Annotated in this window: 6 protein-coding genes; 1 reads left to right on the top strand and 5 read right to left on the bottom strand. The window is 62.0% G+C overall.

From position 1 onward, the window contains the following. Positions 1–296: 296 nt before the first annotated feature. A complete protein-coding gene (locus AB3X39_RS11570; protein WP_369417541.1) occupies positions 297–1,742 on the top strand; it encodes a mannose-1-phosphate guanylyltransferase/mannose-6-phosphate isomerase in 1,446 nt (481 codons plus the stop codon). Between the two features lie 37 nt (positions 1,743–1,779). Here the strand turns inward: AB3X39_RS11570 and AB3X39_RS11565 are convergent, their stop codons facing one another. From AB3X39_RS11565 to AB3X39_RS11545, 5 genes are all read right to left on the bottom strand, one after another. After that, positions 1,780–2,616 (bottom strand): response regulator transcription factor, encoded by an 837-nt coding sequence (locus AB3X39_RS11565; protein ID WP_369417540.1) that lies wholly within the window; start codon positions 2,614–2,616, stop codon positions 1,780–1,782. Positions 2,617–2,633: 17 nt separating this feature from the next. Beyond that, the gene (locus tag AB3X39_RS11560; RefSeq protein WP_369417539.1) at positions 2,634–3,854 is read right to left on the bottom strand and encodes a beta-barrel domain-containing protein; all 1,221 of its coding nucleotides are present in this window, start codon (positions 3,852–3,854) and stop codon (positions 2,634–2,636) included. Continuing rightward, positions 3,823–6,036, bottom strand: a complete 2,214-nt coding sequence (locus tag AB3X39_RS11555) for an ATP-binding cassette domain-containing protein (RefSeq protein ID WP_369417538.1) — start codon at positions 6,034–6,036, stop codon at positions 3,823–3,825. Before AB3X39_RS11555 ends, AB3X39_RS11560 begins: the two co-directional genes overlap by 32 nt. Before the next feature lie 5 nt (positions 6,037–6,041). Then, on the bottom strand, positions 6,042–7,307 hold the full coding sequence (locus AB3X39_RS11550; RefSeq protein ID WP_369417537.1) for a TolC family protein: 1,266 nt from the start codon (positions 7,305–7,307) through the stop codon (positions 6,042–6,044). A 254-nt stretch (positions 7,308–7,561) separates the two neighbouring features. Then, a complete protein-coding gene (locus tag AB3X39_RS11545) occupies positions 7,562–14,944 on the bottom strand; it encodes an Ig-like domain-containing protein (protein ID WP_369417536.1) in 7,383 nt (2,460 codons plus the stop codon). Positions 14,945–14,998 lie beyond the last annotated feature (54 nt).

Below are 14,998 nucleotides of genomic sequence, written 5' to 3'. Positions count from 1 at the left end.
AAGTTCAAATGGGATTAATTCCCATGACATGGTGAAGCGTGCTGCATCCTAAAAAATCGAGTTTCATTTTTTCTGATACTGACGAAAATTTACAAAAACATAAAAAGCGTTGCATTCTACCGGCTGTGTTGCCGCCGAGCCACGCCTGTTTGATGTCAGTTCAGGCAGGCAAAATCAGCCGCTCTGGCCCTGTTTTTCTTCTTTGTCTCTGACCCATGGTTGCTCATTCATCCTCTTTTTCTGCATCTTGTGATCGGGATACACCCTCGCCGCGCGTCTCGGTTTGGCCAGTGGTCATGGCGGGTGGGAGCGGAACGAGGCTCTGGCCGTTATCGCGGGCCGGTTTTCCCAAGCAATTTTTGGTTTTATCGGGCATCCACAGCCTGTTTCAGTTGGCCACGGCTCGTTTGACGCAGGGCGAATGGTCGCCGTCATGGTCCGTGGCTGCCCCGCTGATTGTGGGCAATGAAGAACATCGCTTTCTGATCTTGGATCAATTGCGTGACATGAAGACTGATCCCGGAGCGGTCCTGCTTGAGCCGATGGGGCGTAACACGGCAGCTGCGCTCACCTTGGCGGCGCTTCAGGCCGTCGCCTTGGGTGACGACCCTGTGTTGGTGGTGACGCCCGCTGATCAAACTGTGACGGATCCGCAAGCCTTTGCCCAGTCCCTGAATCGGGCGGTGGCGGCCGCAGCGAAAGGGTCGATCATCATTCTTGGCGTGACGCCAGATCGACCCGAAACCGGTTACGGCTACATCCGCTGTGTTGCAGAAGAAGCCGCAGACGCCTCGCCCGAGGGAGCGTTGTCCGCAGCCACCCCTGTGGCTGAGTTTGTTGAAAAACCGGATCTGGCCACGGCCCAGCGCTACTTGGAGAGTGGTCACTACAGTTGGAACAGCGGCTTGTTTGTCCTCAAAGCTTCTGTGTGGCTTGAAGCCTTGGCACAGTTTCGTCCGGACATTCGCCAAGCGTGTGAGGCGGCGTGGGCCTTGCGTCAAACCGATGGTCCTTTTGTGCGCCCTGATCGTGAAGCCTTCGCTTTGGTGCCTTCCGAATCGGTCGATTACGCGGTGATGGAGCGTTGTCCGGGGAGTGCCTTTGACATTCGTCGGGTCGCTTTGGCGGCAGGTTGGAACGACTTGGGGGCGTGGGATGCCGTGTGGCAAGTGGCTGATAAGGACGGCGATGGCAACGCTGTTCAGGGCGATGTGCTGGTCGAAGATAGCCGTAATACCTTGGTGCATGCCACCAGCCGACTGGTCAGTGTCATCGGTTTGGATGACGTGGTGGTGGTGGAGACCGCTGACGCCGTGCTCGTCGCCGATCGCGCTCGCAGCCAAGAGGTGAAGAAGATTGTGACGCGCCTGAGTGCCCAAGATCGCGGTGAGCCCAGCTTGCACCGCAAGGTGTCACGCCCTTGGGGCTGGTACGACAGCATCGATGCCGGACCACGTTTTCAAGTCAAACGCATCTTGGTCAAGCCGGGAGCGTCTTTGAGTCTGCAAATGCATCACCACCGTGCCGAGCACTGGGTGGTGGTGTCGGGGACGGCTGAAGTGACGTGTGGTGAGCGCAAGATTTTGCTCACCGAGAACCAGAGCACTTATATCCCGCTGGGGGAAGTCCACCGCCTGAGCAATCCTGGGCGAGTGCCGCTGGAGATCATCGAAGTGCAGTCGGGTTCTTATTTGGGTGAGGACGACATCACCCGCTTTGAAGACACCTACGGCCGGCAATGATCCAGCTGTTGGCCCGCAGCAGGCCAACCACCGGCGCTCAGTCCATGCGCGCCTGCGCTGTAAATACCAGCCCCTCGCCAAAGACTGCGCGCACCGGCAGGGCTAAACCAAAAGCGGATTGGACCTTTTTTCTCAGCCGAGACAGCGCGGACTCGACCCGGTGAAATCGTTCCGAAACCGAGGACGGGCTGCTTTCCTCCGGTGGGGCACCGAGGACGGCCAGAATCTCTGCCTTGCTCAATGTCTGTAGGGGACTCGCCATCAAGATGGCCAAGAGATCGAATTCAACCGAAGTGAGCGCGGTTGACTGCGATCCAGCCGGAGAGATGAGGGTGCAACTGGCGAAGTTGAGGCTCCAGTGCTGACCCACCATCTTTGGGATGGCTGGAGTTTCCAAGGTCGGCATCCCATCGAGGGAGGGATGGTGCAGGGTGACTGGGCTGCTGCTTTGTGGGGGATGAACGTGATGACGTGCTGCCGGTGCCAGCGGTAAACGCCGCATCAGGGCTCGAACCGCTGCCAGCAATTCGAGGCGATCGATGGTTTTGGTAAACGCCATATCCGCACCTGCATCCAGCGCTGCAATGCGATCTTGTTGTGCTGGGCGGGTCGTGAGTGCGATGCAGCCGATGGTGGTTTTGGATTTGATGCTGCTGAGCAAGTTCAGTTCAGGCAGCAAAGGCTGTTCCAGAGCAATCAAGAGGACATCGGTGGTTTCGACGGCCCCTTCTTCGTTGGAGGGCTCCAAGCTTGCCAGTTGTCGCACCGTGAAACCTGAGGCTTGGAAGTAGCGCGCCAAGCTTGCTCGCTGCGCCTCGTGGCGATCCACCAGCGTGAGGGTGGCGTTGCCCATGCGCGCATGGGCAGCCGCCATCGCCGCATCCTTGGAGTTCACCGTTCCCCCAACGACTCGGTCAAGGTCTTGCGCAGTGGTTTGAGCAAGTAGTCCATCATGCTGCGGTCGCCGGTGCGGATATCGACCTGGGCCGTCATGCCTGGGAGGACCTCCAGCACATGACCGGTCTGTGTGCGCACGGGCGCTGCCGAGGTGGCGATATGCACGCGGTAGTAGGTTTGCTCACCGGTGCGGGTGTCTTCCTTGAGCGTATCGGCGCTGACGTAAATCACCTTGCCGGCCACGGCGCCGTAGATGGTGTAGTCGAAGGGATCGAAGCGAATGTTGGCTGGCAGACCCGGTTTGATTTGCGCAATTTCGGAAGGCCGAACTTTGGCCTCAATCACCATCTGATCGTCCACCGGCACGATTTGCAGCAGTTCATCACCGGCACGCAGCACGCCGCCTTGGGTGGTGATACGCACGTTCTTCACAATCCCGCCCACCGGGGCCTTGATGACGCTATCGACCACTTGCTGCGCGCGTTGGGTACGAACTTGCTCGGCTTGGCCGAGATCATCTTCAACCTTGGCCAGTTCGGTCCGGGTGTCTTGGAAGTACTTGTTTTTCCGATTGACCAGTTGAGCCTCGGCCTCATTCAAGGCCCGTTGAGCTTTGATGACATCTGAGCGACTCACGTCGCCGCTGGAGGCCAGTTTGCTGATCAGACCGGCATCCTCCGTGGCCAGCGTGACGGCCACCTTGAGGGTGCGCAATTCCTCTTGCAAGCCATTGCGCTTTTGCCGAAACAGTGAACGCTGGGCCGAGACCAGATCGGGAAAGTTCTCCAACAAATCCTGGGAAAACACCGGCTCCGGGGCGTCCTGCGCCTCAGCACGCAGGCGGGCAGCCTGTGCGCGCAAAGCGGCCAGCTTGGCGTCGATTTCGGCCACAGCAGCGGCAGAACGGCCTTGTTCAAGCTGCGCCAAGATCTGACCGCGCTCGACACGGTCGCCTTCCTTGACCTTGAGTTCGGCCAAAGCGCCACCGTCCACGGCTTGAATCACCTGAACGCGGCTGCTGGCAATGACAGAGCCGGTGGCGCGGGTGACTTGATCGACCCGGGCGACCGAGGCCCAAGCCACCGCAGCGATCATCAGCACGATCATCAGCCACAAGACGATCGACGCCTTGTTGCCGCTGCCACCCGACGGCGATGGGCGGGGACGATGTTGCGTCGGATCCTCAAGCGTGCTGACGGAGTATGTGGTGACCATGCGAGACTTCCTTCGGAACCTGAACAACGGCGGGTGCCGTTTGAGCTGTGGCCGCAACGGTGGCGGCCGGATTGACCATCTTCGGGGGCGCCAGCACCGCTTGCGGGGTGCCATCGGCGGCGATCATGCCGCGTTGCATCACGACAACCCGGGTGGCCAGCGCCAGTAACTGGGGCTTGTGTGACGCAATGATGAGAATGTCGGTGGGTCGCAGGACGGTGCGTAGAGCCTGAATCAACCGCGCTTCGGCCTCGGCATCCAACGCGGAGGAGGGTTCATCCAGCAGCCAAATTTGCGGGCGCACCATCATCAGCCGAGCAATACCGACCATCTGACGCTGCCCGCCCGACAAGCCTTGGCCGCCTTCAGCGATTTCGAGGTCCAGATTTTTCGGGTTGTCAGCGGCGATGCGGTCCAAGCCCAAGAGTTTCACCACGTCGATGAAACGCTCGTCGCTTTCACCGCCACGCAACTCGATGTTGCTGCGCAAGGTGCCTTTGAACAGGTGCACGTCCTGTGGCAGATAACCCACCTGCTTGCTCAGCAAGCCCGGATCAATCTGACCAATTTCGACGCCCCCGATCCGTACTTGGCCCTCGCTGGTGCGGTACAGACCTGCTGCCACCTTCAGCAAGGTGGATTTGCCGCCGCCGTTGGCGCCAAGGATGACGATGCGCTCGCCCGCTTTGACTTTCAGGGTCGGCACATTCAGGCGCAGCACTGGCACGCCTTGGTAGGCAAAGCGCACGCCTTCGAGCTCGACGCTGGACTCCAACGTGGCGGGTGACAACAAGGTCTGACCGGCCGGTCGATCGGTTTCGAGGCCAAGGATCTTGTCCACCATTTGCAGGGCTTCCTTGACGTACTGCCACTGCGTGAGCTTTTGAACGGCGGCCGTGATCGGTGAGATCACCCGGCTGCCCAGCATCGAGCAAGCCACCAAGCCGCCCATGGTGAGCGAGCCTTCTTCGATCAGGTAAACCCCGGCCACGATCAGTGCCACGTAGGCCAAGTTGGCCAAGGTGCCTGCCAAGTTGAGCACCGCACTGGTGACCACCTTGTTCTTCATGCCGGTCTCAGCGATGTTGCGCGTCAGATCCGACCACAACCGCGAGAAACGCCAGCCAGCGTTGAGGGACTGGATGGTTTCGGCCCCTTGCAGGGTATCGACCAGCATGCCTTGACGCTCATGGCTGCGGCGCATTTCAGTGCGCGAGAGTTCGGCCAACTGGCGCTGGGCAATCAGGCCGATCAGCAGCAGCAGCACGGAGGCGATCACATAGATGCTGGCCAACCAGCCGGCGATCATGCCGATCATCACCAAGAACATCACCCCGAACGGCAAGTCCACAACGGTGAAGACCACGGCGGAAGCGAAGAACTGTCGCACGGTGTCCAAGCTGTTGACCTGGGCGGCCAAGGTCCCAAGGCTTTGGGGTCGTTTGTCGGCCCGCAGGCGCAGCAGGTGGTCATAGATGCGCTGCGAGACCGCTTTATCGACATCGCATGAAAGCCGGTCGATGATGCGTGAGCGGATCTCTTTGAAGGCCCAGTCGATCACCGAGACCAGCAGCAGCCCGGTCGTGAGCGCCCACAAGGTGGTGTATGCAAAGGTTGGCACCACGCGGTCATAGACCTGCATGCTGAACAGCGAGGTGAAAACGGCAAACACGTTGACGGCGATGGTCGCAGCGGTCACTTCGACCACCCAGCGCTTGTTGCGCATCATCTCCACCCAGACCATGCGGGCCGAAGGGCTCTTGAGCAGGTCGCGCTCATCCTTGGCGTGGGGTGTGGCTGCTTTTTGCAGATGAAGCACCCGGGCATGATCAGAAATGGCGGTGCCCGTTGCTAGCTGGACGCCGTTGACGTCAAAAAGCACCAGTTCGTCATCGACCCGATCGGCAACCAGCCAGCGATCGCCTTCCCAGATGAGCGAAGGTACCCCCCGACGATCCCATTCCATGCCGGACGTTTGGGTCACGCTGAGCGCTTGGCGAGCGCACAAGGCGAGAACTTTCTGGATCACCACCCCGGGCGATTGCCCTTCAAGCACGCCTTCTTTGTCGAGGCGTTCAAAGGCGGATCGCACCGATTCGATCACGACAGGCAACTTTTGCCGTTGCAGCAAGGCCAAGACGGCCTCGGGGCTGAGTTGTGGATAGATCTCTGCGGAATTCATGGCCATTACTCCAATCCAGCCAAGGCGTCGAGGGTGCCACACATCACAGCGATGCGAAGCTCGGCGTCGTTGGCGGTCATCTTGGCCCGGTCTCGGTTGAGCCGGGCATCCAGCAATTCACGCTGGGCGTTGAGCACATCGACCCAGTTCTTGCGTCCAGCATCGTACAAACGCAAGGACGATTCGAGTGACATCTCTTGAGTCTGAACCACCACTTGGTGGTCACCCAGTTGTTGGGTCGCCAAGTCACGGTCATTCAGCATGATTTGGACACGCCGGTCCACCTCGAAGCTGGCCGCCGCGACATCTTCTTGGGCGGCCAACAGACGGGCGGCATCCGCCTTGATACGTTGATAGCCGACAAACCCGCCACCATCCACATTGGCTTCGGCATAAATGCCGGCGCGGGTTCGCGGTTGGTTGTAGACGGTCGGTGTTGGTCCGACGTCCGAGTCCACTCGCAACGAGATCACCGGCCAGCGCTCGCCTTGATGCACTTCGGTTTCGTGCGTCACGGTGACGACATCTTGGCGTTTACGGCGAATCAGGGGTGAGGCTTCACGCGCTTGGGTCAGCAGTTCTTGGGGAGCTTCCCAGTTCATGTAGAGGCTGGGCAGAGGGGCGTCCGCCTTGGCGTGGCCCGCCGTCAAGATCGACAACTCAAGTTCTTGGCGTCGCACCTGACCGGCCAGATCTTTGGCTTGGGTTCGTACGCTGGCCAAGCGGGCTTCAGCCAGACGAATATCGGCATCCGAGGCCACGCCACCTTCACGACGGCGTCGAATCAAATCGAGCAGTTTTTCATGGGCGTTGACCCCATCCTGAGCGGTGGCCAGCAAGGCCTTGTTGCCGATCACGGCCACGTAGGCTGCCGTGGCTTGTTCCATGAGTTGGCGCCGCGATTCCAGCACGGCCCATTCTGAGGAACTGAGCTTGGACTCCGCCACATCCACCCCGGCATCAATCTTGCCGCCAGCCCAAATGGGTTGTTGCAAGCGGATCAGGCCCCACGTCACGTTCGGATCGGCCCCTTGGTTGGTTTGGCCGGAGAGGGTGGGTAGGTAATGCGCGCGCGCCTCATCCACGCCGGCCACGGAGGCCTCACGATCGGCGATGGTTTTGCGCACGCTGGGGTGGTTTTGCACGGCGGCTTGCAAGACGCCCCCTAAACCACCGACACCGCCGCTTTGTTTGTCGGATGGGGCTGATGTGCCTTTGGCGGCCGGTTGTGCTTGGACTGTTGGGGTGGCCAAAGCCAATCCCAGGGCCATAAGCATTGGCAACCATCGGGGTTGGTCCGTGAGAAGTCGTGTCGAATTCATGCCAGCACAGAAATGAAGCTTCGGATCGACCGGCTCTTTGGAGACAGTCGGCTCTTTTGAAGTGAGCGCGATTGTCAGACCAATCCCACAGGGGTTCCGTGCAGATTTGATGCTGAAATGTAAAAAAAGGGCCTGCACAAGCAGGCCACAGGGATTGTTGAGAATTTGTTATCGGTGGGTAACACGCAACAGGTGGTGAAGACTCATGGAAGCGTGGTGTGCACCTGCCAGGTGGTCAAGCCTGTATTGGCGCGGAACCAATCGACGTAGTTGCTTGTATTGCTGACAGCGTTGCCGGCCATATCGGTGACGAGCACCTCAGCGGTGGGCACAAATTGCATCGATGTCGCGTTGTTCGCGATCAGGGCCGCAAAGCTGCCCAAGGTCGTTTCGGTGAAGCGGAACTCCATGATGTCGATGACATTCATGCCGCTGGCGTCGCGTTGCGCCCCCAAGGGAGTGGTGCCGTCGTAACTGAGGCCGCTGTTGAGCGCGGTGACGGTATAGCCCGCGGTCAACGGCAGACCGTTGGCATCCATCAGGACGGGTGTGTTGCCCGCATCAAGGGTGACCGCCTCGTTGTAGGTCACACGCATCACTGCGGTCGCCAACGTGGTGTTGGTCTGCGACAGATACAGCCCTTGGAGATCGGTGGGTGCTGGAGCCGAACCGCTGGTGACGTACTGCATCGGAGCTGCCATATCCAAGGTCAGCAGCGCCGGTGCCGCCGGGGATACCGAACCCGTCGCCGAGACCTCGTGGACGTAGAAGGCAAAGTTCGGGAAATTGAGATCGTTGATCAGCGGGTTACCCCGGGCCGCTTCCAGCATGGTCTGCGTGATCAAGGCGGTCGTCCCGGTGGTGGGGGCACCGATCCAACTCAAGCCACCATCCACGCTGTATTCGATGGTGTCTGTGGCTAATGCGGGCGTGACGGTCAGGCTGGCATCGTTGGTGAGATGGTCGGCATTGGTGGCCGTGGTGGTCCCTGTGCTGGTGATGCCAGACCACGTCACCAAGCCGGGCGCACTGTCGTGCGTGAAGGCGACGGTGGGCAACACGTTGTTGGCCACCGGCGAGTCGCTTGCAAGGGTGAAGCTCAACAGCGTATCGGGGGAGACATTGCCGGCCAAGTCGATCACGTGCACACGAACATCGTTCAGCCCGAGCACCGGCGCGTAGTGGTTGACATCGGTCCATGGGCCGTTGTTGACACTGATGGCGGTCTGAAAGCTGATTTCGGTGGTGGTTGGAATGATGTCGATGGCCCCGAAGCTGGTGGTATTGGTGGCCGGTTGGGTGATATTGGTCAAAGACACCATCGGTGCTGTGGCCGTGGTATCGAGCGTGTAGATGATGGAGCTGGTGGCCGAGACGTTGCCGGCCTTGTCGGTCTGGAAGAGATCGATCTGATAGGTGCCATCCGCCAGTGGCAAGCCGGTTAGGGGGTCCACGGGCACCGGCACCACGACGGAAGAACTGCCCGTGGGAACGGCCCACGTGAAGGGCCCCAACTGCCCCCCAAGCGTCGGTGGCGTGCCTGGCAAGGCGGGTTGTTGAGCAGGGGTGACGAAATAGGTGATTTCAGCCGCATGGGGGTCCAGCCCGGTGACGGTCAGGCGACCATCGTTGGTGCTGCCTGCTGGAACCAAGGTTGTGGTCGTCGCCCCATCGTTGGCGTATGTCCCCGTATCGGCCGTGAGCGCGACCACCGGCTTTGGGCACACCGTGTCGAGGGTGAACGTGAACGGCGTCACCGTGGTACCGTTGACGTTGGTCTGGAACACCCGCACGGTGTAGGGGCCGTCGGTCATGGGCATCACATAGCCCGGCGACGTGGGTGTCAGGCTGTTGATGCTGTATTGGGTCGTGATCCCCAGCGCTGGGTCGAGGCCGATGTTCAGTCGGGCATCCGTGGTGACCAGATCGGTCAATGTGCCCGCAATATTGACCGAGCCGGTGTCATTGACCAGCGCGATGGTGGCTGCCAGCGGGCCTGCGGCCCCAACTTGCAGCGCTTGCGGGGTCGAAGGCGGTGAGGTGTTACCCGCCACATCGCTCAGGGTGATCTGAACTTGATAGCTGCCGTTGGTCAAGCCTGCGCCCAAAGACAGATTGACCGTGCCCAAGGTCAGATCTGCTTGCATCAAGGAGGTCTGGACGCTGTAGACCAGTGCATTTTGCAAATCAAGCACATTCAAGGTCACGGTGTCGCCGACCAACGCGCCTATTGGCAAGCTGGTGGTCAACGCTGTGGGGGCGAGACCGCCAACCGGGGTGAAAACCGTGTTGACCGGCTGGGCTGGGGCTTGCGTGTCATAGGTGAAGCTCAGGCTGCCCGTGCTGGTGTTACCCGCTGCGTCGGTCTGGCGCACTTGCACGGTGTGAGCACCGTTGGCCGCTGGGGCGCTGTAGGTCGAGGTCCACGCGCCGCCATCCAGGCTGTACCCCACCACGGCCCCGGGTTCCAGTCCCGAGACCGTGATGGCTGCGTTGTTGGTGATCAGGTCCGTGTTGGTGCCGCCCAAGGCGCTATCGACGCTCAGACCGATGGTCGCCGGGGTGGGCGCGATGTTGTCGAAGGCCAGCGATGCCGGGGCCGATGCTGCTGAGGCGTTGCCGGCGGCGTCGGTCAGTGTGCCGCTGGCGCTGTAGGTGCTGCCGCTGGTGAGCAAGGCGGTGTTGAGGGCCAAGCTCACGGTGCCCAAACCAATGTCGGTGCTGGTGAGCGTGACCGTCAAGGTTTGGATGGTGTTGGGCGGCACCGCGCCATCGGCCACCACGACGCTCAGGCTATCGCCAGCCACAGCATTGACGGGCAAGCCGATGTTGGCATGCACCGCCAGCGTCAGTGGGTCATAGGCCAAGGCGACACTGGGTGCGTTCGGTGCGACGGTATCGAGGCTCAGCAAGCCAGAAGTTGCCGTGGCGGACGTGTTGCCCGCCGTGTCGGTGTAGCTGACGCGGGCCGAGTAGGTGGCATCAGGTTGCGCAGCAAAGGTGTAGGCCGAACCAACCACCGAAGGCGTCAAGCCCGCGAGGGGCAGACCGTTGCTCAGCAACTCGACCGTGATGCTGGTGGCATCCAGAGGCACAGCGCTCAGCGTGACAGTGACGTCGCTGCTGTTGGCTCCCAACTTGATGGAGGTCAGGTTGAGGTTGGCGGTCACGGGCGCAGTGGGCGCCACGGTATCGAGCGTGATCGGCCCCAGCACCAGCGGCGTGGCTGTGTTGTTGTTGCCGGCCTTGTCGGCCTGCACCAGCGTCACCGTGTACGTGCCATCACCGCCGGCCAGCACACCCAGATCTAGACTCGGTTGCGCCAGATTCACCAAACCGGTGATCGGGGCGATGGCGACACCTTGGGCATCGGTGCCGCTGAGCGTGTAGCTGACTTGATCGACGTTGGCATCCAAACCACCCAAGGCGATGGTGCCCAGCCGGGTGATGCTATCTACGGCGCTGGAGCCTGTATCGGTGAAGGAGCCGGTCAAGGTGCTCAGGGTGGTGTCGCGCGTGGTGGTGAGGGTCTGCACGGGGCTGACGTTGCCGGCGGCATCGGTCTGGCTCACCTGGATCGTGTAGGTGCCATCCAAGGGTGTGGCCCCCAATAACAAAGCCTCGCTCAGCACCCGTTGACCGGTCCCCGCATCCACCGCCAAGGTGGTGGGATCCATGCTGATCCACGTACCACCGGCCACGCTGCCCGCATTGACGCGGTACTGAAGCGAGGCACCCGCTTCAAGGCTGGCCAAGCGCAGGTCGATGGCGGTCGAAACCCCATCGGTCGCTGTTGGATTGGGCACGCCGGTGTGGCCCGCGTTGGCGCTGTCCAGCACCAACGCCAGCCCGGGTGCCGTGGGGGCGACGTTGTCAAAGAGGAGCGACGACGTGGGTGTAGCGGTGGATAGCCCCGAAGCGTTGCCGGCGGCATCGGTCAGGTTGGCACTGACGGTGTAGGTGGTGCCGTTAACCAGTGTGGCGCTGACGGGCAGGGTGATCGAACCCGCTGCGATGTCCGCCGATGACAGGGTGATCGGCGTGCTTTGCACTGACCCTACCCCATCAGCGATGTTTACCGTGAGGACATCGCCCGCCACAGCATCCATCGGCAGACTGAGATGGGCGCTGACAGCTTGGGTTACGGGGTTGTACGCCAGTGTGGCGCTCGGTGCTGTGGGAGCCACGCTGTCAAAGACGAACGAGACGCTGGTATCGGCGGAGGCCCTGTTGAGGGCATCGAGCGAGTGCACCAGCACGGTCTGCCCACCTTGCGCCAAGGCGCCGATATTGATCAAACCGTTGACCGCAGTCGCTGCAACCCAACTTCCGGTGGCACCCGTGGGGCTGAATGAATATTCAAAGTTGGTGCTGCCGTTGCTGGCAACGACCGCCAAGTTGCTGCTGTTGGTGATGACCAAGGCCGGTGCTGTCTGAATCGAACCGGTATCCGTCACGCTGACCGACGGTGCTGGATCAGCAGCAATGAATGTGAAGCTGGTGGCCGGTACGGCGGGATCAAAGAAAGAAGCGTTGCCAGCCGCATCGGTCTGGCGAATCCACACCTGATTGAGCGTCCCCGCCACGCTTGATTGGGCAGTGAAGGTGGGGGCCCAGACCAGATTGCCGAGAGCATCCTTGGTGCCGTACTCGACCACAGCGCCGGCTTCAAGGGTGCCCGTGATCTGAACCGTACCGAGTGAGGTGATGCCGTCGCCCGGAATACCTGTATCGATAAAGCTCAGCCCGAGCGCTGTAGGAGCGATGGTGTCCGGGGTGATGGAGGTGGCGGCCGTGGTGAAGGCTGATGCATTGCCCGCAGCATCGGTGTAGCTGACGCGAGCCGAGTAGGTCGCATCGGGCAGAGCGGCAAAGGTGTAAGCCGAGCCCAGCACCGAGGGCGTCACAGCGATGGGCGCGCCAAGGCTGTCGAGCAGCTGCACGTTGATGGCAGAAGCATCAGCCGGAATGGCGCTCAAGGAAACGGTGATGTCGCTGCTGTTGGTGCCGAGCTTGGTCGAGGCCAAGACCAGATCAGCCGGAGCGGCAGCCACTGGGGCAATCGTGTCCGGGGTGAGGCTCAGCGCAGCGGTGGTGAAGCTAGACGCGTTGCCCGCAGCGTCGGTGTAGCTGACGCGGGCCGAGTAGGTCGCATCGGGCAGGGCGGCAAAGGTGTAGGCCGAGCCCAGCACCGAGGGTGTCGCAGCGATGGGGGCGCCAAGGCTGTCGAGCAGCTGCACGTTGATGGCAGAAGCATCAGCCGGAATGGCGCTCAAGGAAACGGTGATGTCGCTGCTGTTGGTGCCGAGCTTGGTCGAGGCCAAGACCAGATCAGCCGGAGCGGCAGCCACTGGGGCAATCGTGTCCGGGGTGAGGCTCAGCGCAGCGGTGGTGAAGCTAGACGCGTTGCCCGCAGCGTCGGTGTAGCTGACGCGGGCCGAGTAGGTCGCATCGGGCAGGGCGGCAAAGGTGTAGGCCGAGCCCAGCACCGAGGGTGTCGCAGCGATGGGGGCGCCAAGGCTGTCGAGCAGCTGCACGTTGATGGCAGAAGCATCAGCCGGAATGGCGCTCAAGGAAACGGTGATGTCGCTGCTGTTGGTGCCGAGTTTGGCCGAGGCCAAGACCAGATCAGTTGGAGCAGCAGCCACTGGGGCGATGGTGTCAAGGGTGAAGCTGAGCGAGGCGGTGGGCGAGACGTTGCCGGCGGCATCGGTCTGACGGACATCGACGGTGTGAGTGGCGTTGGACGTGGGTGCGGTGTAGTTCGAAGTCCAAGCGCCGCCATCGACGCGGTACTCGACCAAAGCGCCGACTTCGGGGGTCAAGGCTGCAAGAGCGGCGCTGTTGGTGAGGCCATTGGCGCCGTTGGCCAAGGCCAAGCCCAAGGCAGCGGGAGCGATGGTGTCAAGGGTGAAGCTCAGGGAAGCTGTGGGCGAGACGTTGCCGGCGACATCGGTCTGGCGGACATCGACGGTGTGAGTGGCGTTGGACGTGGGTGCGGTGTAGTTCGAAGTCCAAGCGCCGCCATCGACGCGGTACTCAACCAAAGCGCCGACTTCGGGGGTCAAAGCGGCCAGAGCGGCGTTGTTGGTGAGGCCATTGGCGCCGTTGGCCAAGGCCAAGCCCAAGGCAGCGGGAGCGATGGTGTCAAGGGTGAAGCTGAGCGAGGCGGTGGGCGAGACGTTGCCGGCGGCATCGGTCTGACGGACATCGACGGTGTGAGTGGCGTTGGACGTGGGCGCGGTGTAGCTCGAAGCCCAAGCGCCGCCATCGACGCGGTACTCGACCAAAGCGCCGACTTCGGGGGTCAAAGCGGCCAGAGCGGCGTTGTTGGTGAGGCCATTGGCGCCGTTGGCCAAGGCCAAGCCCAAGGCAGCGGGAGCGACGGTATCGAGGGTGAAGCTGAGCGAGGCGGTGGGCGAGACGTTGCCGGCGGCATCGGTCTGGCGGACATCGACGGTGTGCGCAGCGTTGGACGTGGGTGCGGTGTAGCTCGAAGCCCAAGCGCCGCCATCGACGCGGTACTCAAGCAGCGCGCCGGCTTCGGGGGTCAAGGCCGCAAGAGCGGCGCTGTTGCTCAGGTTGGTCGCGCCGTTGGCCAAGGCCAAGCCCAAGGCAGCGGGAGCGACGGTATCGAGGGTGAAGCTGAGCGAGGCGGTGGGCGAGACGTTGCCGGCGGCATCGGTCTGGCGGACATCGACGGTGTGTGCAGCGTTGGCGGTGGGTGCGGTGTAGCTCGAAGCCCAAGCGCCGCCATCGACGCGGTACTCGACCAAAGCGCCGACTTCGGGGGTCAAGGCTGCAAGAGCGGCGCTGTTGGTGAGGCCATTGGCGCCGTTGGCCAGCACCGGAGTCAACGCTGCTGGCGCGAGAGTGTCGAGGGTGAAGCTCAGGGACGAGGTGGGCGAGACGTTGCCGGCGGCATCGGTCTGGCGGACATCGACGGTGTGTGCAGCGTTGGCGGTGGGCGCGGTGTAGCTCGAAGCCCAAGCGCCGCCATCGACGCGGTACTCGACCAAAGCGCCGACTTCGGGGGTCAAAGCGGCCAGCGCGGCGTTGTTGGTGAGGCCATTGGCGCCGTTGGCCAAGGCCAAGCCCAAGGCAGCGGGAGCAACGGTATCGAGGGTGAAGCTGAGCGAGGCGGTGGGCGAGACGTTGCCGGCGGCATCGGTCTGGCGGACATCGACGGTGTGTGCAGCGTTGGCGGTGGGTGCGGTGTAGCTCGAAGCCCAAGCGCCGCCATCGACGCGGTACTCGACCAAAGCGCCGACTTCGGGGGTCAAGGCTGCAAGAGCGGCGCTGTTGGTGAGGCCATTGGCGCCGTTGGCCAAGGCCAAGCCCAAGGCAGCGGGAGCAACGGTATCGAGGGTGAAGCTCAGGGAAGCTGTGGGCGAGACGTTACCGGCGACATCGGTCTGGCGGACATCGACGGTGTGAGCGGCGTTGGACGTGGGCGCGGTGTAGTTCGAAGTCCAAGCGCCGCCATCGACGCGGTACTCAAGCAGCGCGCCGACTTCGGGGGTCAAGGCCGCAAGAGCGGCGCTGTTGCTCAGGTTGGTCGCGCCGTTGGCCAAGGCCAAGCCCAAGGCAGCGGGAGCGACGGTATCGAGGGTGAAGCTCAGGGAAGCTGTGGGCGAGAC

Source organism: Leptothrix ochracea, assembly GCF_041083635.1.
GTDB classification, from domain to species: Bacteria; Pseudomonadota; Gammaproteobacteria; order Burkholderiales; family Burkholderiaceae_C; genus Sphaerotilus; species Sphaerotilus ochraceus.
Note: the sequence above shows the minus strand (reverse complement) of the source record. Positions and strands in the feature narration are given on the sequence as shown.